This is a genomic window from Candidatus Nanosynbacter lyticus (genome assembly GCF_000803625.1).
GTDB classification, from domain to species: Bacteria; Patescibacteriota; Saccharimonadia; order Saccharimonadales; family Saccharimonadaceae; genus Nanosynbacter; species Nanosynbacter lyticus.
Genome location: NZ_CP007496.1, coordinates 106,279 through 131,070, shown reverse-complemented (window position 1 = coordinate 131,070; position 24,792 = coordinate 106,279). Strand labels below are relative to the sequence as shown.

General features: G+C 43.3%; 16 protein-coding genes, 3 tRNA genes and 3 rRNA genes. 5 read left to right on the top strand and 17 right to left on the bottom strand.

What is annotated here, in order from left to right:
* Positions 1–29 precede the first annotated feature (29 nt).
* Positions 30–1,103 (bottom strand): 30S ribosomal protein S1, encoded by a 1,074-nt coding sequence (locus TM7x_RS00675; RefSeq protein ID WP_039327968.1) that lies wholly within the window; start codon positions 1,101–1,103, stop codon positions 30–32.
* Between the two features lie 112 nt (positions 1,104–1,215).
* The gene (locus TM7x_RS00670) at positions 1,216–1,647 is read right to left on the bottom strand and encodes a hypothetical protein (RefSeq protein ID WP_039326895.1); all 432 of its coding nucleotides are present in this window, start codon (positions 1,645–1,647) and stop codon (positions 1,216–1,218) included.
* A gap of 77 nt (positions 1,648–1,724) precedes the next feature.
* Between TM7x_RS00670 and TM7x_RS00665 the strand changes: the two genes are divergently transcribed.
* The gene (locus TM7x_RS00665; RefSeq protein ID WP_039326892.1) at positions 1,725–2,537 is read left to right on the top strand and encodes an ROK family protein; all 813 of its coding nucleotides are present in this window, start codon (positions 1,725–1,727) and stop codon (positions 2,535–2,537) included.
* On the top strand, positions 2,494–2,973 hold the full coding sequence (locus TM7x_RS00660) for an ImmA/IrrE family metallo-endopeptidase (protein ID WP_039326889.1): 480 nt from the start codon (positions 2,494–2,496) through the stop codon (positions 2,971–2,973). Before TM7x_RS00665 ends, TM7x_RS00660 begins: the two co-directional genes overlap by 44 nt.
* 39 nt (positions 2,974–3,012) lie before the next feature.
* Here TM7x_RS00660 and TM7x_RS00655 read toward each other — a convergent pair whose 3' ends face one another.
* From TM7x_RS00655 to TM7x_RS00615, 9 genes are all read right to left on the bottom strand, one after another.
* Positions 3,013–3,222 carry a con-10 family general stress protein gene (locus TM7x_RS00655; RefSeq protein ID WP_039327966.1) on the bottom strand — a complete coding sequence of 70 codons (210 nt, stop codon included), beginning with the start codon at positions 3,220–3,222 and terminating at the stop codon, positions 3,013–3,015.
* A gap of 334 nt (positions 3,223–3,556) precedes the next feature.
* Positions 3,557–4,273: a hypothetical protein gene (locus tag TM7x_RS00650; RefSeq protein WP_039326886.1), complete on the bottom strand. Its 717-nt coding sequence runs from the start codon at positions 4,271–4,273 to the stop codon at positions 3,557–3,559.
* Complete coding sequence (locus tag TM7x_RS00645; RefSeq protein ID WP_230478852.1) at positions 4,270–5,001, bottom strand: DUF3152 domain-containing protein; 732 nt, start codon at positions 4,999–5,001, stop codon at positions 4,270–4,272. The genes TM7x_RS00650 and TM7x_RS00645 overlap by 4 nt, the downstream gene beginning before the upstream one ends.
* Positions 5,002–5,086: 85 nt before the next feature.
* Positions 5,087–5,195: ribosomal RNA gene (rrf, locus tag TM7x_RS00640) — 5S ribosomal RNA — on the bottom strand.
* 185 nt (positions 5,196–5,380) lie between these two features.
* Positions 5,381–8,499 (bottom strand): 23S ribosomal RNA (locus tag TM7x_RS00635).
* A gap of 234 nt (positions 8,500–8,733) precedes the next feature.
* Positions 8,734–9,909 carry a dihydroorotate dehydrogenase (quinone) gene (gene pyrD, locus TM7x_RS00630; protein ID WP_052198774.1) on the bottom strand — a complete coding sequence of 392 codons (1,176 nt, stop codon included), beginning with the start codon at positions 9,907–9,909 and terminating at the stop codon, positions 8,734–8,736.
* A gap of 61 nt (positions 9,910–9,970) precedes the next feature.
* Positions 9,971–10,047, bottom strand: a tRNA-Val gene (locus TM7x_RS00625).
* Between the two features lie 22 nt (positions 10,048–10,069).
* Positions 10,070–10,146 (bottom strand) — tRNA-Ile (locus tag TM7x_RS00620).
* 51 nt (positions 10,147–10,197) lie between these two features.
* Positions 10,198–10,274 (bottom strand) — tRNA-Ala (locus tag TM7x_RS00615).
* A 63-nt stretch (positions 10,275–10,337) separates the two neighbouring features.
* Between TM7x_RS00615 and TM7x_RS00610 the strand changes: the two genes are divergently transcribed.
* Entirely contained in the window at positions 10,338–10,577 is a 240-nt protein-coding gene (locus tag TM7x_RS00610; protein ID WP_039326884.1) for a hypothetical protein, read from the top strand.
* Between the two features lie 288 nt (positions 10,578–10,865).
* On the opposite strand, the gene TM7x_RS00605 is transcribed toward TM7x_RS00610, so the two are convergent.
* The 4 genes from TM7x_RS00605 to TM7x_RS00590 all read right to left on the bottom strand — a co-directional run bounded on the left by TM7x_RS00605 (position 10,866) and on the right by TM7x_RS00590 (position 17,486).
* Positions 10,866–12,341, bottom strand: a 16S ribosomal RNA gene (locus TM7x_RS00605).
* Positions 12,342–12,555: 214 nt separating this feature from the next.
* Positions 12,556–12,987, bottom strand: a complete 432-nt coding sequence (locus TM7x_RS00600) for a divergent PAP2 family protein (RefSeq protein WP_039326881.1) — start codon at positions 12,985–12,987, stop codon at positions 12,556–12,558.
* 2 nt (positions 12,988–12,989) lie between these two features.
* Positions 12,990–15,488 carry a DNA gyrase subunit A gene (gene gyrA / locus TM7x_RS00595; protein ID WP_052198773.1) on the bottom strand — a complete coding sequence of 833 codons (2,499 nt, stop codon included), beginning with the start codon at positions 15,486–15,488 and terminating at the stop codon, positions 12,990–12,992.
* Positions 15,489–15,497: 9 nt separating this feature from the next.
* Positions 15,498–17,486 carry a DNA gyrase/topoisomerase IV subunit B gene (locus TM7x_RS00590; protein ID WP_039327957.1) on the bottom strand — a complete coding sequence of 663 codons (1,989 nt, stop codon included), beginning with the start codon at positions 17,484–17,486 and terminating at the stop codon, positions 15,498–15,500.
* A 147-nt stretch (positions 17,487–17,633) separates the two neighbouring features.
* Between TM7x_RS00590 and TM7x_RS00585 the strand changes: the two genes are divergently transcribed.
* Together TM7x_RS00585 and TM7x_RS00580 are read left to right on the top strand one after the other, a co-directional pair.
* The gene (locus TM7x_RS00585) at positions 17,634–19,238 is read left to right on the top strand and encodes a hypothetical protein (RefSeq protein ID WP_039326878.1); all 1,605 of its coding nucleotides are present in this window, start codon (positions 17,634–17,636) and stop codon (positions 19,236–19,238) included.
* An 11-nt stretch (positions 19,239–19,249) separates the two neighbouring features.
* A complete protein-coding gene (locus TM7x_RS00580) occupies positions 19,250–19,822 on the top strand; it encodes a hypothetical protein (protein ID WP_039326875.1) in 573 nt (190 codons plus the stop codon).
* 15 nt (positions 19,823–19,837) lie between these two features.
* On the opposite strand, the gene TM7x_RS00575 is transcribed toward TM7x_RS00580, so the two are convergent.
* Positions 19,838–22,687, bottom strand: a complete 2,850-nt coding sequence (locus TM7x_RS00575; protein WP_039326872.1) for a type IV secretory system conjugative DNA transfer family protein — start codon at positions 22,685–22,687, stop codon at positions 19,838–19,840.
* A gap of 8 nt (positions 22,688–22,695) precedes the next feature.
* Complete coding sequence (locus TM7x_RS00570; protein ID WP_039326869.1) at positions 22,696–23,148, bottom strand: hypothetical protein; 453 nt, start codon at positions 23,146–23,148, stop codon at positions 22,696–22,698.
* Between the last annotated feature and the right edge of the window lie 1,644 nt (positions 23,149–24,792).

The following is a 24,792-nucleotide window of genomic DNA, read 5'->3' as shown; positions in this document are numbered from 1 at the left end:
GGGCGTAACTACGCTTCAGGGGATTTATATTATTTTTTCTTTGATTTGCCAAGCGAAAGAGAAATCTTACGGTTTTCTTTATCAATATCCAAAACCATAAATTCTTTACGCTCATTTAAGGTGAACACCTTTTCAGGATCAGTACCATCACCGCCCAATTCTGATACATGCACCAAAGCCTCAACTGCTGGGCTCAACTGCACGAATGCACCAAATGGAGTGATGCGAGTAACTGTTCCTTCAACTTTTTCGCCAGGTTTGAACTGTTCAACCTCATCCAACCATGGGTCTTTGGTCAACTGCTTCATACTTAGGCTTAGACGCTCTTTATCAATTGCGATAATCTTAGCCTCGATAGTTTGACCAACCTTAACGTAGTCACTTGGATTATTGACGCGCTCCCAGCTAATTTCTGAGATGTGAATCAAACCTTCAATACCTTCAACATTGACAAACACACCGAAATCCACAACACCAGTAACCACGCCCTTAACCGTGTCACCAATTGCCAATTTCTGGAATCGCTCTGCCAGACCCTCTTTAACAGCCTCTTTCTCAGAGAAAATCAGTTTATTAGCCTTACGATCGGCATCTAAGATTCGCGCCTTAATGTCTTTCTTCACCAAGCCGTTCAATCGCTGCAAGATTTCATCCTTGTCGCTAGAACCTACGCGAGGATAGTGTTCAGCTGACAACTGTGATACTGGCAAGAATCCGCGAATACCTTCGTATTCCACAAGTAGTCCACCACGGTTAGCGTCGTACGGTACGACCGTGATGATTTCACCAGATTCTAATTTAGCAGCTATCTCATCCCAGCCGCGATCCTTCGCCGCCTTGCGTAGCGATAGTAGAGAGTAACCATCTTCCAACTCAGAATCAATTACGCTAGCGATAACCGAATCGCCGACATTGTAGCTTTTTGAAAGGCTAACTTCACGGCGTGGCACCAAACCAACACCCAAAGGCCCTAAATCGATTAAAATTTCGTGTTTCTTAACTGATAAAACAGTACCGTCGACAGTTTCACCGACTGTAATCTGCTTAACATTATCGCCTGCTTGCGCCAGCAGGTCGTCCATTGTAATTTTGGCATCTGCCATAAGTCTTCTAAAGACCCCTTCCTTAAAATTGATATTATTCTTCAGAGACATAATAAAAAATATCTCTGTAGATTGTGATAATTATATCACAACAGATAGAAGCAAGTCAAAGCTACGCCAGATAGCGAGACCGATAATAAGCAGTTATCAGAAACGCCAGGGTGCCGGCAGCAAACACCGAGACAACCAAATCCTCAGGTCCAGTTTTCGGCAGATCCTTACCAGACTTTACAGATGGCTGAGCTGGACCCTTATCTACTGATGAGGATTTAGTGTCTTCGGTCTTAACATCGAAGCGAGCCTCCCCTCGACCGCCTGACCTACTATCAGTACCCTGCTTATTTGGTTGTTGCTGCGCACTACTGCCTTGTGAATCTTTTTTATCCTTCTTTTCTGTCGCTACTAAATCGCTAGAAATAGGCGATGTGTTCTGCGATAAAGTATTTTGTCTAATTGTATATAGCACTACTAAAGACGCCACTACTAAAATAGCGCCAACTGCCACAAAAACACCAATAGATCCAGCCTGATTTGTCTTCTTCATTGCATATTCTCCACTCAAATTTTCTTTATTATATCATAATACTCCCTTATAAGTAAAACTGCTGTTATAATGGATGTATGATTATTGGCGTTGACACGGGTGGCACCAAAACACTAGTAGCAAACTTCAATAAAGAAGGCGCTCCTGGGCAAATTATTAAATTTCCTACACCCAAGGATATTAATCAATATGTTCAGCGCGTATCTGATCAAATTCGCCTTATTGCAGACGACCAGTCAATTGAGACTATATCCGTAGCTATACCCGGTGTGGTGCGCGACGGGGTGGCCATTTGGTGTCAAAATTTAGGCTGGAACAATCAGCCAATTAGCCAATTATTTTCCGAGCAGTTCCCTATGGCTAAAATAATTATCGCCAACGATGCTAATATGGCAGGCCTAGCGACCATGCGACGACTACAAACAGTCCCCAGATGTGGACTATATATAACACTTGGCACCGGCGTCGGCACCTCTCTTATTCTTAATGGCGATCTACATAAATCGCTTAACGACTGCGAAGGTGGACATATGGCCTTAAATTACCAAGGAAAAGCTACGACCTGGGAAGAAATTGCTGCCACAAGAGTACTGAGAGAACTGTTTGGTGAATTATCATCAGAAACACCAGCCGAGGTCTGGGAGGAGGTTGCAGACAGGATAAAAGCAGGCCTGCAGCCACTTATCGCCTTCGTTCAACCAGACGTAGTTGCTATAGGTGGCAGTATAGGATCGTTTGTTCCTTATTTTTCGCATACATTAAGCGGACTTTTAGCAGAAAGTCTACCGGCCGCCATATCTGTTCCAAAAATTATAAGCGCTCCCAACCCAGAAGAAATTGTACTATATGGATGCTACGACAATGCCACTAGCCAACATAAACAAAATTAAACACGATTTTCCAGATCTAAACTTCGAGAAAGGCGAGACCTTTTCTTGGGACCCTAATTCACGAACAATTTATTACGAAAAACTATCGTCTAAACAAGACTTAGCGCAGCTATTGCATGAGATTGCACATGCCAAACTTGACCATAAAAACTATCAGCGAGACATCCAGCTTATTGACATAGAAAGGTCCGCCTGGGAATACGCCATTAATGACTTAGCTCCGAAATATAGCTTAAAACTCAAAATGGACGATTCTGCTATTCAGGAATTTCTAGATAGTTATCGAGATTGGCTACATAAGCGAAGCCTCTGTCCTCAATGCGATGCTGTAGGATTGCAGAAGGACAATGCGACGTATCGATGCCTAAGTTGCAGTACAGAGTGGAGAGTCAATCAGGCAAAATCCTGCCAGCTCAAACGCTACCAAATAAAATAAGCCCCCTACGGAGGCTAATTTTAAGAGATTGGAGCGGTCTTATTCTGCAGTTTTTTGTACGGTCTTCTTCGTACGGCGTGAAATGCGTCCGCCCTTAGCGCCAGCGATGCGAGCCAAAGCTGGATTTGCAGCAAAGCCACCAGTTCGACCATTTTTACCGCCCTTGCGTCCAATTTTTGCATAAAAATCTGGATCACGAGCTAGATTTTTTTGAGCAGCCTTTAAGCCGCCAGCCTTTGTTCCTGCCATGGAAACGTTTTCCTCCGTTTTAAAAAAGATTTCCACATAAAATTCATGGAAACCCTCACCTTTATATATCACACATGGTATGTGTTATGTTTATATACTAGCATATTGCTAATACTTTGTCAATATTTACATAAGTTATTTTTATTGTGAATAAAATATTGTGTTTCATTAACGTATTAGCTATACTAATAAAGTCAGTTACTGACGGCACCTGTTGGAGCTTTAGAAATTATGAGTTCCACCACAAAAATTCTCGTTTTCTGCGAGATTCGAGAAGAAAAATACCCCTAGCTATAAAGGGGTATTTTTTTATTTATATAGCCCCTACTATCTTCTAGAAATCTTTGAGAAGATTATCCACCCTAGACTGCGCCTCTTGTACTAGCTCATTTTGCATACCAATTAGAGAATTAATAGCTACAGTCATTTTGTCCTTAGCTATAGTAAATTGACCGCTGTCTTTCTTCTCTTCAGCAAGCTTCAAATCACGCACCGATAGCAAAATAGCGTCAATCCTCTCAGCCGCTAGCTTGCGTAACTTAGCCTCATTCTTGCCGGCTTCTATCTTATTCTTTACACCCGACCACCCCTTTTCAATAGACGTAAAATCATTCGGTTGATACTTAGCAAGCTTGTCAGATAGTGTATCAATTTCATCGCTTAATTCTTTGTCAAACTTCATAAAATCAATGATTTTATCAATATTATACGCAATGCTTTGGGTAGCCTCCATTAACCCCTGGCAGTCTGTCTTGTATTTTTTAAACTTGTCGTTAACATTCTCTTGCCATGATACCAAAAATACCGCGCTACAGTCATTAACTCCACTCTTTAAATTAACTGAATATTCGCTAAGCTTTTCAATAGATATTTTATCCTTTTGTAACTTAGAGAATATCGAAACCCTCTTCTCAGTAGTATTTTTTGTCACATACTGGATATTCTCCCAAGATTTCCAGCTAACAAATCCATATGCCAAAATAATCACTAGATTCACAAGGCTAATGATAATAGCAATTTTAATTCGACGCTGATCCTGAAGTATTTTCATAGTACTATCCCCAGTGTCGTCGACCACAGTTCACTATCAAGCGGCCACGGATTGAAAGCACATCCCTGAAGATCAATCGACTGCTGCTGCATAACCGCCGCTGGATTATTTGCGCCAGAACAATTCAGATGACCATGCCCCAGCCAGTGTCCAACTTCATGATTAATCACCATATGTCTATAATTACGCATATCACCGCCCGCATCATTCCAGGCTGTAGTTGCACCAGACCACCGATTATCGTTTATTATCACCGACTTACCTACTCGACAGCTCCACTCCGCATCACAGCCCGAAGAAAATGTCGGCAATAACTCCGCCTGAGATAAAATCAAATCAAAATCGCCACCAGATGTTACTTCCCGAAAAACAACTCCTATTCGCGACCAGCCCCTAGAATCATTTAACGTTTCGCTAACCTGTTTGGAAAATTCAACTAAATTTGAACGAACATTACCCTTGGTGGATATTGTATAGCTTACTTCTTTTTTGATGGCTGATTTTATTTTTTTAGCAGATTGAGAACTAGAGTGCCAGCTCGATGTTTCTATATTCGGTAATTTAAGAGAGGCTAAGGATGATGGAGATCTCATTTCAGCCAAAATCTTAGTGCTAACAACCCTTTTCGCTTCAGTTTTAGCATCTTTAGGTACTGACGCATTGATAACTGGTGTCAAAGCAATTGCAGCCGCCATACCGCCAGTAGCCACCCTACATACTATACACATGCTTATATTTTATCACTCCCCAAAACATACCACAAACATTTTAAAACAAAGAAGAAAGCCACCCTATTAGGATGGCTTTCTTATAATTCGGCACCGTGCTAGTTTCCCACTTTCGCAGTATAATCGCCGCTGGGGAGCTTAACTTCTGTGTTCGGAATGAGAACAGGTGTTTCCTCCTCGCCATGGGCACCGAAGGAGGGGGTTTAAAGCGCTTGGTTCCACATATACTCGCGTGGTGGGCCAAACCCCTTTCTTCGATGTCCAAATATCAGCACGGAATTGATTTTTAATTGACCGGCACTCGTTGAAAAGCACCAATTACTAGTCAAGTCTACCTTATCCGCAAGGTTTATGCAAGCATAAACTTCACAGACAAGGACATAAAAAGGCAATGGGACTATTAGTATGCTTTAGCTCCATGCATTACTGCACTTCCACCTTGCACCTATCAAACAGATAGTCTTTCTGTGTCCTCATAGGGAAACCTTATCTTGAGGTTAGTTTCGCGCTTAATATGCTTTCAGCGCTTATCTAGTCCGCACATAGCTACTCGACAATGCAGCAGGTGGCCACAATCGATACACCAGAGGTGCGTCCGCCCCGGTCCTCTCGTACTAGGGGTAGATCCTCTCAAGTTTCCTATCGTCCATACCGGATATAAACCGAACTGTCTCACGACGTTCTGAACCCAGCTCGCGTACCACTTTAATCGGCGAACAGCCGAACCCTTGGAAGGTGCTCCCCCTCCAGGATGTGATGAGCCGACATCGAGGTGCCAAACAGCGCCGTCTATGTGAACTATTGGGCGCTATAAGCCTGTTATCCCCAGGGTAACTTTTATCCGTTTGCGCTGTCGATCCCACATTCATGTACAAATGTACGTACAGCGGATCACTTGCTCCGACTTTCGTCTCTGATTGGAATGTACTCCTCACAGTCAAGCTGGCTTATGCGCATACACTATCACTTCGATTTCCATCCGAAGTTAGCCAACCTTTGAACGCCTCCGCTACTCTTTAGGAGGCAACCGCCCCAGTTAAACTACCCACCATACACGGTCCGCTAACCGGATAACGGTCAGCGTGAGAACACAATCACAACAAGGGTGGTATTTCACTTGGTGACTCCACAAATACTGGCGTATCTGCTTCAACGTCTCCCACCTATGCTACACATGTTGAAACCGTATTCAATGTAAAGCTGTAGTAAAGCTCCATGGGGTCTTTTCGTCCTGGTACGGACAGACGGCATCTTTACCGCCAATGCACTTTCACCGAGTCCTTCGCTGAGACAGTGCCCACATGATTACTCCATTCGTGCGGGTCAGAACTTACCTGACAAGGAATTTCGCTACCTTAGGACGGTTATAGTTACCGCCGCCATTGACTAGGGCTTCAGTTCGCACCGTGAAGCGCTCCCCTTAACCTTCCAGCATTGGGCAGGAGTCAGCCCCTATACATCCACTTTCGTGTTAGCAGAGACCTGTGTTTTTGATAAACAGTTCCGTGGGCTCTTTTGCTGCGGCCCCCACATCGTTAGATACAAGAGGTTCGCGTTCAAAGAGCAATTTGTTTGCTCGTGTCTCAGAAAATTCGTTTTGTGATTAAAAATGTACTCTTTAACCTATTATTCACTGAGTGAACGCGGCTGATATCCACCGAAGTGGGGGCAGACCTTATCCCGAAGTTACGGTCGCTGTATTGCCGAGTTCCTTAGCGAAGGTTCGCTCGTAAGCCTGAGTCTACTCGACTCGAGCACCTGTGTTGGTTTGCGGTACGGGCGGCTAAGTCCACGCGTACACCTGCTTTTCTAGCCAGGGCTTTCACCAAAATCGCGACTCCGAAGAATCACTTTCACTCCCTTTGCGTTCCCGCTCGGTTGGACGGATAAACCATGAATCCGCTTCGATTACTTCCCCGTGAACAGTGTACAAAACTTAACCGGTTCAGGAATATTAACCTGATGTCCATCGCCTACGCTCTGCGCCTCGGCTTAGGCCCGACTAACCCTGAGATGATTACCATGGCTCAGGAAACCTTGCTCTTACGGCCGAGAGGATTCTCACCTCTCTTATGGTTACTCATTCCAGCATTCTCACTTCCTACCGCTCCACCGAACCTTCCGATTCGACTTCACCGCTGATAGGAACGCTCCTCTACCACGCCAGATAAATCTGACATCCATATCTTCGGTATAACGTTTTAGCCCCGTTACATTTTCCACGCAAGATCTCTTGACTAGTGAGCTGTTACGCACTCTTTAAATGAATGGCTGCTTCTAAGCCAACATCCTAGCTGTTTAAGAAATCTCACCTTGTTTCCCACTGAACGTTAATTTAGGGACCTTAGATGATGGTCTGGGCTGTTTCCCTTTCGAGCACCGATCTTAGCACCGATGTTCTAACTGCCGTGGTTACACACATGGTATTCGTAGTTTGTTAAGGGTGGGTACAGTTGCCCGCCCCAGTCCTTTACAGAGCTCTACCCCCAAGTGCTACTAACACGACGCTAGCCCTAAAGCTATTTCGAGGAGAACCAGCTATCTCCGAGTTCGATTGGCATTTCACCGCTAACCACAAGTCATCCAAACACTTTGCTGCGTATCCTGGTTCGGTCCTCCACCACCTGTTACAGTGGCTTCAACCTGCTCATGGTTAGGTCACCCGGTTTCGGGTCTAATCCTTACAACTAAACGCCCTATTCAGGCTCGCTTTCACTGTGGCTCCGTCAATTGACTTAACCTCGCTGTAAAAATTAACTCGCTGGATCGTTCTACAAAAAGCACGCCGTCACCGGACAAGCCGGCTCCGACTCCTTGTAGGCACTAAATTTCAGGATCTATTTCACTCCCCTCCCGGGGTTCTTTTCACCTTTCCATCGCTGTACTAGTTCACTATCGATCGTATATTATATTTAGCCTTGGCTGGTGGTCCAGCCAGATTCAAACAGGGTTTCTCGTGCCCCGTCCTACTCGATAAAACATACATAAGGTCAGCGTCGTTTTCGCGTACACGGCTTTCACGCTCTTTGGCTAGTCATTCAAACTATTCTGCTAACCACGCCATTTTCTTACCTTACTACCAGTTGATAGCCTGGTATCGCAAATCAGATTATTTGAACGAATTCAAATGCTCTGACTTGGTCATATGTAATATCACAACCCCTTATTAAGTATTCGTCTATCAACTTATTTGCCTAAACAAATAGGCAAAAACTTAAAAGGTTTGGGCTGTTGCGATTTCGCTCGCCACTACTTTCGCAATCGTTATTTACTTTCTCTTCCTCATCCTACTAAGATGTTTCAGTTCAGATGGTTCCCGCTCGCTTGCCTATGTGTTCAGCAAGTGGCAACATGACATGACTCATGCTGGGTTTCCCCATTCGGAAATCCCCGGATCAAAGCTTGTTGACAGCTTCCCGAGGCTTATCGCAGTCTTCCACGTCCTTCATCGGTAATATACGTCTAGGCATCCATTTAGTGCCCTTGAGTACCTTTTTATGCATTGACTTAACTAGTAGTTGCTACTTTGCAATTACTATTACCGTCAATTAAAAACTCAATTTCTTTTACTCTCAAATTGTTAATGATCAGTGCATCACACTTTGAGTGCACAATTGATTAGTCAATAACTTGACACATCTATCTACACTCGATTGATTTTCTCACTGCCCTCGCACGTTCTGCAGTGTATTGCCAGAGGTTCATTTGAACATTCGCGTAACTAGTAATTAACTATACAGCAGCTGAAGTTGTTTTGCAAGAGTTTTTTAAAAGTTTTTTCAACTTTTTTGGCTTTTTCTTAGAATCTGCACCAACCGCCTCAGAAATGCTAGAAAAACCATCGTTTTTTAGTAATTTTACTAGCTCACGATTTGCCCGACCAACCAGCTGTGGCCCCTCAAAAAATAGCCCGGTAATTAGCCCCACCAGACTAGCACCGGCCTTGATTTTAGCGTAGGCGTCTTCAGCTGTAAAAATTCCACCCACACCTATAATTGTTAATTTATCACCATAGTTTTTATAGGCATAGCGAATTAACTCAAGGCTATGTTTGCGCGTCGGTTCACCACTCAAACCACCACGGATTTCATCGGTCAACGGATCTTTTATTTCCACTTTTGTACGATCTTTTACTAAATTGGCCACTGTCACACCTTGAATATTATGCTTCACAATAACTTTTAGGAGCGAATCAAATTGATTAATGTCATATAGGTGTGGCATTTTTATCCAAAAAGGAATATTTCTATCTATAGTATCAATCTCTTTTAGCAGAATCTCTAAACTTTCTGGGTAGATAAACGGCTCCTTGCCGGCATTTGGACAAGATATATTAATTTCCACAATACTTGCCAAGTTATTATCTATAATATAATTTACTGCCTTTTTTATGTCCTTAACTATATATTCTTCTGGAACTTTTGGCCCAAGCTTGTCCTTAGTAGATTTATTGGCAATGACCGCCACCGAGATAACTGTCGGCATTGACTGGATCTTAGTCTGATTAGCTTTGACGTAATTACTTATCTTTTCTAATCCATAATTTGGCATGCCGGCATACACCACTACGGACTTTGTCTTAGGCAAACGGTGAAACCACGGCCTTAGATTACCCTTTCTTGGCTCTAATGTCACTGACCCACCCGAGGCAAAACCAAAGCCGACATCCTCCATCAGTGGCGATAATTGAATATTCTTATCAAATCCAGCAGAAAGTCCAATTGGATTACAGAAATTAACACCGTCTATTTCCTGCTGAAGGGACTTGTCTTGAAAACTCCACATTTTACGAATGAACCACCTAGTAGGCGGCAAAGATTGAGCTACACGCCCGCAGAAAATAATTAGCTTGTGAGTTGCATCGGGAGACAATAAAAAAAGAACAGGCTTAATAAAACACTTATACATAACCTTTATTATACTTAAACGCACTAAAAAAAGAAAACTCACCACATTGGTGAGAAATACTTGGTGGGCGCTGAGGGACTCGAACCCCCGACCCTCTCGGTGTAAACGAGATGCTCTAGCCAACTGAGCTAAGCGCCCGTACGATCAAAAAGATCATAAATGGTGGGCGATGAGGGACTTGAACCTCCGACCTCGTCATTATCAGTGACGCGCTCTAACCAGCTGAGCTAATCGCCCTCATTGCAGTCTTGGTGGAGTGTCGTAGACGTAAGCCTACTTCACCCCATATGGTGGAGACACAGGGACTCGAACCCTGGACCCCCTGCTTGCAAAGCAGGTGCTCTAGCCAACTGAGCTATGTCCCCATTGCCAAGACTTTTTAATTGTACAGTATCTTTTTAATTATGACAAGTGTATAATTAAATAATATGTTGTATCAATTTAGTTTTGGCGCATTATTTTTTGGAATTTTAATTATGACAGCTGGCGGATTAGTCGTCATTTTTCATCAGAAATTAGCTGACAACCTAGGAGGCGGCATCAGCAGTTACGAGCGCTTCAAATTCTGGGGACTCATAACCTGCGGGGTGGGATTTGCCATCATGCTCAGCCTACATACCATACCACTGAACTGGCTGCTAAATTCGCTCTTTGGCGGCGGACTCTAGTAAGACCGTGCGCCTTTTAAGTGACTAGGTTTGCTTGGTCACTTTTCTATTAGTGTAGCTGTAAAAATAGCAATACGCCCATATTATATAAAAAAGCCCCTCACGAAGGGACTTTTCTAGTTTAACAACTTGATTGTGCAATTCATCAATCGGCTTATCGTAGAGAAGGTTTTTGAACTTTGTCTCGTCCTCGAGAGGACTGTTGTAAATATGTAAGCTCAGCATATTTACGAGACCGACCTAGCTCAATTTGTGATTGCTCGACAAATTGGCATCTATTCTCCCTAGAAAGGAGGTAATCCATCCGCACCTTCCGGTACGGATACCTTGTTACGACTTAACCCCAATCATGCCCCCCACCTTAGGCCGACGAATCGGACTTCGGGTGTTGGTCACTTTCATGGTTTGACGGGCGGTGTGTACAAGACCCGGGAACGTATTCACCGCAACTTGCTGATTTGCGATTACTAGCGATTCCGACTTCATGCAGGCGAGTTTCAGCCTGCAATCCGAACTGGGACTAGCTTTGATGCGATTTGCTTCACCTCGCGGCTTCGCTGCGCATTGTACTAGCCATTGTATTACGTTTCTAGCCCAGGACGTAAGGGAAATACTGACCTGACATCATCCCCTCCTTCCTCCCCGTTACCGGGGCAGTCCAAGTAGAAAAATACAACTACTTGCAAGGGTTGCGCTCGTTGAAGGACTTAACCTAACATCTCACGACACGAGCTGACGACGGCCATGCATCACCTGTCACAGGGTTCCAAAAGGCACAGTCTACTTTCGCAGACCTTCCCTGGATGTCAAGCCCTGGTAAGGTTCTTCGGTTATCATCGAATTAAAGAACATAATCCACCGCTTGTGCGGGTCCCCGTCAATTCCTTTATGTTTTAGCCTTGCGGCCGTACTCCACAGGCGGGATACTTAACGCGTTAGCTTCGCTACTGAAGGGGTCGATACCTCCAACAGCTAGTATCCATCGTTTACGGCGTGGACTACCCGGGTATCTAATCCGGTTCGCTCCCCACGCTTTCGTGCCTTAGCGTCAGAAATGGCCCAGTAACCTGCCTACGCCATTGGTGTTCCTTCTTATATCTACGGATTTCACTCCTACACAAGAAATTCCAGTTACCTCTACCATTCTCGAGTTTAACAGTTTGAATAATAGTCTGTATGGTTGAGCCACCAGGTTTCACTATTCACTTATTAAACCGCCTACGCAACTCTTTACGCCCAGTCACTCCGGATAATGCTTGCACCCTACGTATGACCGCGGCTGCTGGCACGTAGTTAGCCGGTGCTTATTCATGAGTTACCGTCATATTCTTCACTCATAAAAGAAGTTTACAACCCGAAGGCCTTCATCCTTCACGCGGCGTTGCTCCATCAGGCTTTCGCCCATTGTGGAAGATTCCTCACTGCTGCCTCCCGTAGGAGTCTGGACCGTGTCTCAGTTCCAGTCTGGCTGATCATCCTCTCAGACCAGCTATGGATCGTCGGCTTGGTAGGCCATTACCCTACCAACAACCTAATCCAACGCAGGCTTCTCCCAAAGCGGATAAATCCTTTAATCCGAAGACCACATGCGGCATTAGCTACCCTTTCGGGCAGTTATTCCTCACTTTGGGGCAAATTCCTACGCGTTACTCAGCCGTTCGCCGCTCGCCGACAGGGTGCAAGCACCCCTCGCTGCCGCTCGACTTGCATGTGTTAGGCACGCCGCCAGCATTCATCCTGAGCCAGGATCAAACTCTCCGTTAAAAATCTACTTTGTATCAAAGTATTAAGGCTCTACAAAAATATAAACTGACGATGATATTGCACAATCAAATTGTTAAGGTTCATTTTAAGCCGGCCTGAAGTATCAATTACTCCACTTTACAGATTGTAAAACGTTGCTTAACTCGCACTCCAGCAACCAGACTTAATACCAATCTTACCTTATCTAATTAGATAGGTCAATAGGTTTTATTAATTATTTTGTTGCGAAAAATACAACAATAGCTACAACGGCGCCTATGAGTGCTCCAGCAAGCACTTCTACAGGAGTATGACCATGAGCGACACGCAGTTTTTTTAGCTTGCTACCCTGCTCCACAATTAACCTATTCAACGCTTCTCCCTGCATACCCGACGAATACCGGACCATCATGGCATCATACATTACAATAATAGACAACCAAACAGACAACCCAAAAACTGAACTATTCAACCCATCCTGCAACCCCAAGAACACCGCCATCGACACAACAATCGCACTATGCGCACTCGGCATACCACCAGACAGCAGTATCTTCGGATTGGTATCGCCGCTAAATACTCGACGATTACGCCCCATAAGGTGAAAGACCTGCTTCAATCCCTGAGATATCACCCACGCGATTACTGGGACTACCAGAACTTTCATTACTACTTGCCTTCATCCTGCGGACGATCCGCCATTAAACCAATCGACGATACAGCATCACCATCAGAAAAGCGCATAATTGTCACCCCCTGAGTAGTCCTGCCAAGTAGCTTGATGTCGCTCAGACTCAAACGAATCGTCTGACCATTCTGAGAGACCAACAACGCCTCAGTCACCTCTGGATCAATCGTCTGAACAGAAATTATTGGACCAGTCTTGGCAGTTACCACCGCAGCCTTTATACCAACTCCGCCACGTTTATGACTTGGGAAATTGGAGACTTTCGTACGCTTACCAAATCCCTTCTCACTAACAACCAGTAAAGTCTGATCATCGCCAGTAACAATATCCATACCGACAACAGAGTCATTTGGACGCAGTCTCACACCACGAACGCCACGCGCTGATCGTCCCATTGGCCGCGTATCTTTTTCATTAAAGCGGATAGCCTGTCCTGCAGACGTAGATATGATTACGTCATTATCGCCACTCGTTCTCTTTATCCAGCGAAGTTCATCGCCCTCATCAAGCTTAATGGCAATTAATCCGTTTGTACGAACATTAGCATAATCTTTCACAGGAGTTTTCTTTACTGTACCTTTCTGCGTGGCCATGAAGAGATAGCCATCATCGTTAGCGTTCTTTTCATGCTTGATGATTGCCGTTATTTTCTCTTCTGGCTGAAGTTGCAAGAGGTTTACCGCAGCAACACCCTTAGCGCTCAAACTGGCGGCCGGAACCTCGTAAGCCTTCAATCGGAAAATTCTACCCATATTAGTGAAGAACAGTAGATAGTCATGAGTACTTGCCTGAACCACCTGGTCGATAACATCCTCTTCCTTGGTTGTCATGCCACGCTTGCCCTTACCGCCACGATTCTGCCTACGATAGTCGCTAACCAATGTTCGCTTAATATAATTCTCGCTAGTCAGCAAAATAACCGACTCCTCTTCTGGAATCAGCTCCTCGTCAGAGAACTTACCTAACTCATGATTGATAATTTTACTGCGCCGCTCATCACCATATTTGTCTTTCATAGCTAACAGCTCAGCTTTCACCACATTGAGGATTTCCTGTTCACTTGCCAAAATTGCTTCCAATTTCTTAATCAATTCATGAAGCTGCTTCAATTCATCTTCAATTTTATCGCGCTCCAGACCCTGCAATCGTCGTAGCTGCATTGCCAAGATTGCTGCCGCCTGTATCTCAGAGAGTCCAAATCGCTCCATCAAACGCTTATCAGCATCGTCATAGCTTTCACGAATTGTCTTAATAACCTCATCAATATGATCAAGCGCGATCTTCAGACCTTCAAGAATATGAGCTCGTTCCTTAGCCTTGCGAAGTTCAAACTCAGTCCTACGACGAATAACCCCTTGACGGTGCTTAATAAACTCCGCCAAAATCTCTTTTAGACCCATCACCTTTGGCTGGATACCATTAACCAAGGCCAAGACGTTATAATGGAATGATGTTTGTAGCCCAGTTAATTTATATAGCTGGTTAAGAATCTTCTTTGGATAAGCATCCTTCTTTAACTCAACAACAACCCTAACCTTACCACGGGCACTTTCGTCTCGAGCATCAGCGATGTGGGTTATTTTCTTTGCCAAAACCAATTCCCGGACCTTATCAACAAACCCCTCCTTACTCATACCATAAGGCACTTCGGTGATAATAATACTGTAGCGACCGTTTTTACGCTCTTCGATAGTCGCAACCGCCCTAATCGTTACCGATCCGCGCCCAGTCTCATAGGCCTGTCGCATTGGCGCACCACCATAAACCTCTGCACCCGTTGGAAAATCAGGACCTTTAATATGAGTTAGGAGTTCGTCAAGCGTAATCTCAGGATTATCTATCTGCGCCACCGTAGCATCAACGACCTCACCGAGGTTGTGCGGTGGAATATTTGTCGCCATACCGACAGCAATACCCATCTGTCCATTCAGCAGAATATTCGGCACAGCAGACGGCAAAACCACCGGCTCCTTCTCCGTTCCGTCAAAGTTATCACGAAAATCAACCGTCTCTTTATCAATATCAGCCAGCAGTTCACCACCAACCTTATCCATTCGTGCTTCAGTATAACGAGAAGCCGCCGGCTCATCTCCGTCCATAGAACCAAAGTTACCCTGACCTTCAACCAGCGTATAGCGCATTTTCCATGGCTGAGCCAAGTTCACCATAGCGTCATAAATCGAGGAATCACCGTGCGGATGATAATTACCCATAACTTCACCGACTATCTTCGCCGATTTAACGGTAGCATGAGGAGCGCGCCAACCATTTTTATTCATTGCGTATAAAATACGACGATTCACAGGCTTCAGACCATCACGCACATCAGGCAAAGCTCGGTCAATAATAACCGACATGGAGTACTTTAAGAAGGAGTCCTCCATGACACTTTCAACTGTCGACTTCTCAATACCGCGAATTTCTGGTTCTTCGTTCAGAATTTCTGGTTCTACTATATTTTTATTATCGTTATCCGCCATATCTCCTCCTTAAAAGTCCAAATCTTCCACATTAACCTTAGCGGCATTTGTTTGAATAAAATTTTTCCTCAATTCTACACTGTCGCCCATCAGCTTCGTGAATATAGCGTCCGCCCGCTCTGCGTCCTCGATATTCACCTTCACCAAAGTTCGATTCTCTGGATTCATGGTCGTCTCCCATAGCTGAGACGCGTCCATCTCGCCAAGACCCTTAAATCGTTGCTGGGCGGTATAGCCAGCCTGTTTGAACCTCTCAGCGTTCTCATCAATTTTTACACCAGCCGCCTTACGCTCATTAATCTTTTCTGTCAATTTTTCTTCGAGAGCTGCCTCATCATAAACATAATCTATTTTACGATTACTGCCAGTCCCCTTACTTAGACCAAACAGAGGTGGCTTCGCCAAGTACACATGCCCCGCCTCAATAACCTCAGACATATAGCGGAAGAAAAAGGTCATAAGAAGAGTTGAGATGTGAGCGCCGTCAACGTCAGCATCCGTCATAAAGATTATCTTATCGTAACGGATACCGCTAATATCAAACTGGTCACCAATACCAACACCCATAGCCTTAATTAATGAAACAATCTCAGCATTAGCAAACATCTTATCAAACCTTGCTCGCTCAGTGTTCAATACCTTACCACGCAGAGGAAGGATGGCTTGAATAGTTGAATCACGACCGTCTTTAGCCGAACCAGCCGCCGAGTTACCCTCAACAATAAATAATTCACAATCTTTTCGATTACGCGACGAACAGTCAGTTAATTTAGAAGGTAAATTCAGACCCTCAAACGCACCCTTACGGATAACATTATCGCGGGCTGCACGGGCCGCCTTGCGTGCTCGCGCCGCCAAAGTCGCCTTCCCGACCACTTTCTTGGCCGTAGCTGGATTCTCCTCTAAGTAGTACGCAAAATACTCGCTCATTACCTGATCTACATAGCGACGCATCTCAGGATTACCAAGCTTATTCTTTGTCTGCCCCTCAAACTGCGGATCAGGCAACTTCACTAATATTACTGCCGTCAGACCTTCACGAATATCATCACCAGTTAAGTTATCCTCTTTTTCTTTAAGTAGGTTATTTTTACGGGCGTAGTCGTTAATAACTCGCGTTAGGGCTGCTCGAAAACCGACCAAATGAGTACCGCCGTCAGGAGTAAGCACGTTATTAGCAAATGGCTTTACCACCTCAACATAAGTATCGTTATACTGTACAGCGATCTCCACCATACAATCCTCAACCTGCTTCTCAACATAAAATATATCTTCCGACAAGACTTCTTTACCGATATTCAAGTTCTTCACATAACTCTTAATGCCACCCTCGAAGTAGAAAGCTTTTCTCTCACCAGTTCGCTCGTCAACAACTGACGTGTAAACGCCCTTCGTTAGATAAGCCTGGTGTCGAAGATAATTAACAACCCATTTATAATCAAAGCTAACAGTCTCTTTAAAAATAGTTGGGTCTGGATAAAACGTAATGGTGGTTCCAGAGTTATCAGACTTACCAACAACATCTAAATCAGTTTGTGGCACGCCAGTCGCATATTCCTGACGATAGACTTTACCATTTTTCCGAACCTCGGCAATCATTCGCGTAGACAACGCATTCACGACACTCGAACCAACACCATGAAGACCAGATGAAACCTTGTAGCCGCCGCCGCCAAACTTACCACCAGCGTGCAATATAGTTAAAACTGTCTCCAGGGTACTTTTACCTGTCTTTGGGTGCTTATCAACAGGGATTCCGCGTCCGTCATCAGAAATACGCACCCCACCATCTTCCAGCAGCGTCACTTCAACTTTTGTAGCGTAGCCAGCTATTGCTTCGTCAATAGAGTTATCGGCAATTTCCTTAATTAAGTGATGCACACCATCATAGCCAGTGCTACCGATGTACATACCTGGACGCTTGCGAACCGGCTCAAGCCCTTCCAGGACCTGAATTTGCGAGCCATCATAAGATTGTTCATTTGTTTGTTTAGCCATATCTCCCTCACTATTATCTGAATTATCAGCTCTTTTCAACACATTTATTATACATAAAAATAGATACATTATCAAACTATTTACTTTTCTAGTATGCTTATGCTAAAGTTGAATTAAAGTTCTATAATAAAAACAAAAGAGGTCAAAATGTTCAAAAAAATTATCTCGCGCCTACCGTACAGCCCTTCAATGATTCACAGTCTGGGCTTTTACGCAAAACGCCTTCGTAAAGAGGAAGCTACACGAAAAATCGGACTTATTTTGACCGCCCTAGCCCTTATCGTGCAGTCTTTTACAATATTCTCTCCGCCAGAATCCGCCAATGCCGCAGATTCTAGCGACCTGATTTATGGCGGAATCTCCAGCGGCTCCCAATTATTAGCCCACTATGATGCTAACACTAACAATATCCACGATCTCTATAACCATCTAGGGATTAGTCGCTCCGACCTAGAAGCCGCCACAGGAAACTTACAGACCTTAAATAGCAATATGGGGACTTATTCATGGGGCCTCACTCCTCATTTTGGCGCCTCAAGAGGCGAAGGATCTTACGTTGTTCGCACCTCACAAGGCGGCGCTCGAACTTTTTACTATCGACCACACAACCTATGGGGGAATTTTACCTATAGGGCATTCGTCGGCTATTCAGCTGGGACCGGCTGGTTTGCAATTATGCTAAACTGTGGTAACCTAATCTTAAAATTTGCACCACCTAACCACCACTGCCCAACCGGACAAGTTGGAACATACCCAAACTGTTCAACTCCACCAAAGCCAGTAGCAACCTGTAACGCTCTAGATATAAAAAAGAATGGTGACGCCTATCAGTTAACTGCTGATGCAAGTGCAGCCAATGGCGCAACTATTCAACAGTATATATATAATATATATCGAAATAACACGCTGATAAAAACTATCACCAGTAATGATAAAATCGTCACCTATACCGAAAAAACTCCTGGCTCCTATAAAGTAGTTCTAACCGTTAAAAGCTCACTGGGAGACAAAACTTCAGATGCCTGCGTGAAGACATTCACTATACCAGAGCCAGAAAGGTGTCCACAAAATCCTAAACTACTGAAAGACGATCCTCAATGCCAACCATGTCCCGGTGACTCTACAATATGGATTAACGATAGCCGATGCTCAGCTTCATTTGTTCAAACAAAAACTGCAACCAATCTTACCCAGAATAATGCCAACGCAACAACAACAGTTGCTAAATCTGGAGATCGTATTACCTACACCCTATCAGTAAAGAACAAAGGCCTAAAAGAAGAGGAGTTTGTTTTTAAAGATCAAGTTAGCGATTTACTGGAATATGCCGATATATTCGATCCCGGTGGTGGCAGCCTAACAGACGATAAAGGCGCCAGCACTGGTAGCGGTAATGCAAAAACTCTAGTATGGAACCCTGTTAAGATTAAACCTGGTGAAACCCAACAGCGCAGCTTTACTATCCAAATAAAAAGCAACATACCAGCCATGGCTAGAGGCAAAAGCAACCCAACATCTTATGATTGTCGAATTGACAACACCTTCGGCAACACCGTCAGCACGAAGGTAGATTGCCCTGCGCCAAAAGTTATCGAGCAAACAACTTCTCAGCTGCCAAAAACTGGTGCTAGTGAAAATATGCTATTTGCCGGAATTGTCTCAGCCGTAGTAGTGTTCTTCTACGCCCGGTCACGTCAATTAAACAAAGAAGTTAGAATAGTACGGCGAGATATGTCCGCGGGAACACTATAGGAGGTGTAAAAATGAGCGAAAAATTAAAATCTACCCCAGAAAACTCTATTGATACCGAAGCTTGGCATAATGTCAATAACGAAAAATCTACTGAAATTGCCAAATCTCTAGAAAAAGCCATAGAAAAAGAAAAATCTAATGCCGAAAATGAGAATAATATCAAGCACGAGGCTATCGAACTAGCCACCCGCCACGAAAATGAGCAAACAGAAAAGCGTCAATCTAAAGAGGCTAAAGAAGATAAGCCTCTCACTAAAAAAGACATTGATAACTCATATAAAAAGACTCTGACCAACGTCCAAAATCAATTATCAGCTCCATCCAGGGCATTTAGTAAGGTTATCCATAATCCAGTTGTTGAAAAAACTAGTGACGCCATTGGCAATACTATTGCCCGCCCTAATTTAATTATTTCTGGCGCACTAGGTGCAATAGCCTCTGTTTTTGTATACTTTATTGCGAAAAGATACGGCTATTTATTATCAGGGTCAGAGGTGATTGTGTTATTTGTAGCAGGTTGGTCTATAGGCGCAGTCATTGAATACGCTAGAGTAGGCTTCATAAATAATAGAAAAAGTCGCTAATTAATCATCCGATATTTATCGTAAATTAATTGTCACTTCGTTGTCATCATTATTACTGCTACGTAAATCAAGTCGATTTTTAACTACAGGACGGCTAGGCTCTACGGCACTAGGTAGCCTATTGGTGTTAGCTGTAGCTATGTCCCGCTCAGAGTCTTTATTCTGTAGAGAGATAGGATTGCCCACCGGAGCGGCCGCAGAAGGAGTGTTGCTTATCGACCCCACGCTACCTGAGACCTGCTGCGCTGATGAAGAAATTTGCACGCCACTGGGTTTAGTAACCGGATTTACCGCAGGCTTTCCGCCTAGCTGCTGTCTTTTTGCTAGCCATTCATCCAAGAAAGACGAACCTCCGGCTGAGGGTTTCTGACCAGCAGATGAAATACCCTGCATAGAATTCAGCTTTGGTATCTGGCTACTCCTAAGTCTATCAAAAATCTCCTTCTCAACAACCGCGCGCGGCTTGCCGTACTTAGCTGCAGACAACCTTACTAGAGCATCTCTCAACTGGTTATTGGCCTGCCCCATCGGAGGGATCCAGTTCATACTGAATGGAGCTGACGGCACGTTATTAATCATTACAGAGGTTATAGATTGGAAATTTGGCAATTTAGCCAAATCGTCAACATCAAAAGTCGGCTGGAACTTCTTAACCATCAATTCTGCATCCGTCACACCAATACGCCCGGAGATAACCGTACCAACGTTACCAATGATAGCTTCACGTATCTTATCGGTTAATTGGGTCATAAACTGATTACCCATAATAAGGCTTAATTTATATTTACGAGCCTCTGATAGAATAGATTCAAAGCTGTCTGTAGCAAAGTTCTGGAACTCATCGACATATAATGAAAAATCAACTCGCTGGTCCTCCGGGATATCGGCCCGCGACATTGCCGCCGCCTGAAATTTCATCACAAAGATAATACCCAACAACTTGGAGTTTAGCTCCCCCATTTTGCCCTTCGACAAGTTAACTAGTAAAATCTTATTATTATCCATAATTTCACGCAGATTAAAGCCAGATTTTGTTTGACCAATAATATTACGCATAGCATCATTAGAGATAAATGGGCCAAACTTTGCCACAACCCACGAAACGACCTCACCAGCTTCATTTGAGCGCTGAGATGCCGGAAATTCCTTTGTCCAAAAATCAATAACCTGCTGATCCTTTACATATTTCAGCTTACTCTTAACAAATTCTGGATCAATAAGACACTTTGGCACATCAATAAATGTTCCACCTGCGGGATCTGCCATTAGCAGTAATGCACAATTTCTAAAAATATGCTCCAAACGAGGACCGACGATCCCCGTATGTCCTGGGTCGTATAACCCGTATAGCATATTAATTGCCTCTTGAACCAAAAAATCTTTCTGATCCGGCGTATCAAATTCAAACATATTGAGCCCAATTGGATTGGCCATATCTGAAGGATTAAAGTATATAATATCCTCAACTCGCTCTTTTGGCACTTTTCCTAGCAACGATTCTACCAAATCGCCATGCGGATCAATAAAAGCAAACCCACGGCCATCCATCATGTCTTGGTATGCCATATTCTCCTGAAGCACCGACTTACCGACACCAGTCTGACCGATAATGTAAACATGGCGACGGCGATCTTTTGTACCTATACGAATTGGCTTTTTTACTCCCCGAAACTCGTTATATCCTATTAGGAGGCCCTCGTCTAGAATGTCAGTTGGTCCATCAACCTGCTTTGACATTTGACGCTTAACCTGTGAAGTCGGGATTGCGCTAGATCCTGGCAGGTGGAATAATGTTGCCATTTCAACACTGTTGAGAATATTACTACGAGTTTCTTGAGGAAAGAATCGCATGATATAAGCCGTTGTCATTTCCTCAACGTTTCTCGTTAAAGAAAACTTAAAACCGTTATTACGAGGGGAATCAAATAGCGAAAAAGCAGCAATGATATTTTTTAGCAACACCTGCGAACGAGCTGCGGTATTTGAGGAAATTACAACACGCACAAGAACTTCGTAGGCAGGATATCTAGTCTTCTCGCTAATGGCATCAACCTCAGCCTGCTCTAAAGAACTCAATTGCTTATCTTCTGGACTTTTTGCCTCGTCCTTATCTCCACCCTCTGGCGGCTTCCACAATGCCTCCATAATATCAAGGGGAGCAACACCAGCCAGCCCCTTTTTCTTACCTTTATTCTTTTTCATACCATCAATATGAGACTCTGAAGCTTTTGACCACCCATCATAAGCTGGCCTCAATAAGAACTGAACACCTATACCGTCCTCTCTAGAAGCAGAAGACAATGCATTTAAAAGTGCCCTAGAAGCGTCCCTTTTTGACTCTTGGTAAGTAGATATCGGATATACAAATGACTTCTTTAAAGTAAATTCACCACCTATAGTACCACTCATTTTCCCCACTTTACTAAATATATTAGCGTCAGTGACTTCTTCTAGCCGAGCAGATGGATAAGCAGCTGCTACGGCCTGACGAATAACGTCCACTAGCACTAACGGAACTACAGCATAATAATGGACAAGCCCACCACGCGCAACAATCTCAAATGACATATGACGCTGTCCATAAACCTTACTTTTAAACCCTTTCGTAGCCGTACTTGAGATAATATTGTACATCACCTGAGCTTGGGACAAGACCTCTTCCGTAAGGTCCCTCTCATCTCTATTGGAGCCATTAACATCTTCGCTAGTTGGCGGTAAATGAATAAGTAGTGGCACCATTTTCAGCCCACGTTCGTAATTTTTAGCCTCCCTAAGCATATTACGATACTGAAGAAAAGCCACCGTAATACCAGCCGCAATAATAACTATTACTATAAAACTAACAATCAGAGGACCCGCACCCATATAAAAACCTATTCACCACTATTATAATCTTTACCCAACGTTTTATTATACCTTTTTTTCAAATAATCAATTTGCAGCTGGGTAATAACCCTACTTCTCTCATAAGGGTCATCTTTCGTTAAAATTATAATTTTTTTTACTTTATCTACCCACTCTTTTTCAATTAGATCCTCGTCTGCTGCAACTAATGGCATATCGTCGCTAGGGATCGAAGTCGAACCTGCATTTACCGATGTTGTATTTTTATCATCATTCGGAAGAGCGGCTGAGTCATCGGTGTCATCGACGGGCAATGCTACTGGTATATTATTGTATTGCTCAACGACAGAAGACTGTCTACGCTCTGTATCAGATATCAGTTCAGGACTTTCTATTGTACTTTCTACACCATTCTCGCCACCCACAAAGATCTGGGGTTGTACCTCAGTATTCCTGCTGACTTGTGGTAATTCCGGATTCATACATATACATTGTATCACGTCACCACTTAAAAGCATACGTTTAGGTGCTCCGAGATATTAGTATCTTTTATGTATAAAAAAGCACACCAACAGCTCAAAAATCGCCAGCAGCATTACTTCGAAAAACCCAACACCGCCCATTGACTGCATCCCAACATAAATAGTCGGAGCAAGAGATATCATAGTAGAATAATAATATATTTTATACTTAGACTTCTCAGAGATTTTATTAAAATTAAAAAAGTTCGCAGCTATTCGCTCCGAAACTAAAAATATCACATAGACTATACAGATAAACAATATATACAAGCACGTAAAAAATGCCAAAATTCCAAACGGACCCGTACTACTTGGATTAGTCGCATTCAACAAAACAGCAATAAAAATCGTAGCAACCAATGCAATGAGACTAACTATTCTTATCCCCATACTCACATAATACTATAAACAAGAAGCCTGAGCGATAGTATTATCAGAAATAAACACAACCATCCGCCGATAAAAAATAACTATTAGGCGCGGGTGTCTATAGCTTTTAGCTACCGCTCGAGACGATTGACCGCTCCTTAATTAAGGAGCATCCCTGCAGCGTTCCTCTGCATACATCCAGTATTATAATCGCTAACATCTTAACGAGGATTAGCTGGATGCATGCGGTACTGGCCGCGCGCTCAACGCTTTTACAATTTGCGAAGTATCGTAAAGGCGGAGCATTGGCTGCGTCATTATAAAAATCATGCAGCCAATTGTCCGTCAAGTACTTACTCTTAAATGTTGAGTCTTGTCTATGAATTGTTAATGTGTTTTTTGCTTTTTGGTTTTCAATAAAAGCTTACGTTTATACTAGCACAACCCCTTTATTGTGTCAACCAAAACATTATTAAAAATTATTGTAATATTTACTTATTATTAGCTGTTGTTAAAATTATCATCTGTTAAAGTGGTAAATCTAATTTTATCTATTTAAGTGTTTTTTACAACAGTATTACGACTATTGCCCTATCGCAGTCCCATAATGATACCCATGTCAAGGCAACTAAAGTCATTACAGAGGGTGCAATTTAAAATAACCACGCCCTTTTCGCCAACACGCCAGAACTCAACAACATTGGTTTATTTTTTACCTATATAAATCTACAGTACAAATCTTTAGATACTTCACAAAATGAACTAAGTATTTTGTCAATCAGAATATATTAAATATTTACAATCATTATAACCCCCCCTTTTTTTTTCTTCTTTTCATCACCACAGTCACAGCTATCGTGCATACTTTTTTTAAATAATTATTGCGTCATATCAAATAGTGATTATTCCAAAATTACACAATCGCCCTGGACATTACAAGCCAGCTCAAAATATATTAAGACATAAGCCATAGACCCGACTATACAAATAACGTCTTTACCCCAGCAGACTATGACACAAACCGTCCTAAGAAAAAACTCTCAGGTGATACAAACGATCAGCCACAAATCAATCTTCTATAGCACCTCGCCAGCATAGACGGTGATAAATAATGATGATAGTGAGTGTAGTATTTTTTACTTAGGTTTTTTATAAAAATACTGTTGACATAAGCATTTCTATGACTTATTATGGGGGTAGCTTCTGAATAAAAAAGTTATACAGAAGCCAAAAATA

Bases quoted from the DNA above. Each gene is read 5' to 3' on its own strand.
- TM7x_RS00675 (WP_039327968.1), bottom strand. From the start codon at position 1,103: ATGGCAGATGCCAAAATTACAATGGACGACCTGCTGGCGCAAGCAGGC.
- TM7x_RS00670 (WP_039326895.1), bottom strand. From the start codon at position 1,647: ATGAAGAAGACAAATCAGGCTGGATCTATTGGTGTTTTTGTGGCAGTT.
- TM7x_RS00665 (WP_039326892.1), top strand. From the start codon at position 1,725: ATGATTATTGGCGTTGACACGGGTGGCACCAAAACACTAGTAGCAAAC.
- TM7x_RS00660 (WP_039326889.1), top strand. From the start codon at position 2,494: ATGGATGCTACGACAATGCCACTAGCCAACATAAACAAAATTAAACAC.
- TM7x_RS00655 (WP_039327966.1), bottom strand. From the start codon at position 3,222: ATGGCAGGAACAAAGGCTGGCGGCTTAAAGGCTGCTCAAAAAAATCTA.
- TM7x_RS00650 (WP_039326886.1), bottom strand. From the start codon at position 4,273: ATGAAAATACTTCAGGATCAGCGTCGAATTAAAATTGCTATTATCATT.
- TM7x_RS00645 (WP_230478852.1), bottom strand. From the start codon at position 5,001: ATGTGTATAGTATGTAGGGTGGCTACTGGCGGTATGGCGGCTGCAATT.
- pyrD (WP_052198774.1), bottom strand. From the start codon at position 9,909: ATGTATAAGTGTTTTATTAAGCCTGTTCTTTTTTTATTGTCTCCCGAT.
- TM7x_RS00610 (WP_039326884.1), top strand. From the start codon at position 10,338: ATGTTGTATCAATTTAGTTTTGGCGCATTATTTTTTGGAATTTTAATT.
- TM7x_RS00600 (WP_039326881.1), bottom strand. From the start codon at position 12,987: ATGAAAGTTCTGGTAGTCCCAGTAATCGCGTGGGTGATATCTCAGGGA.
- gyrA (WP_052198773.1), bottom strand. From the start codon at position 15,488: ATGGCGGATAACGATAATAAAAATATAGTAGAACCAGAAATTCTGAAC.
- TM7x_RS00590 (WP_039327957.1), bottom strand. From the start codon at position 17,486: ATGGCTAAACAAACAAATGAACAATCTTATGATGGCTCGCAAATTCAG.
- TM7x_RS00585 (WP_039326878.1), top strand. From the start codon at position 17,634: ATGTTCAAAAAAATTATCTCGCGCCTACCGTACAGCCCTTCAATGATT.
- TM7x_RS00580 (WP_039326875.1), top strand. From the start codon at position 19,250: ATGAGCGAAAAATTAAAATCTACCCCAGAAAACTCTATTGATACCGAA.
- TM7x_RS00575 (WP_039326872.1), bottom strand. From the start codon at position 22,687: ATGGGTGCGGGTCCTCTGATTGTTAGTTTTATAGTAATAGTTATTATT.
- TM7x_RS00570 (WP_039326869.1), bottom strand. From the start codon at position 23,148: ATGAATCCGGAATTACCACAAGTCAGCAGGAATACTGAGGTACAACCC.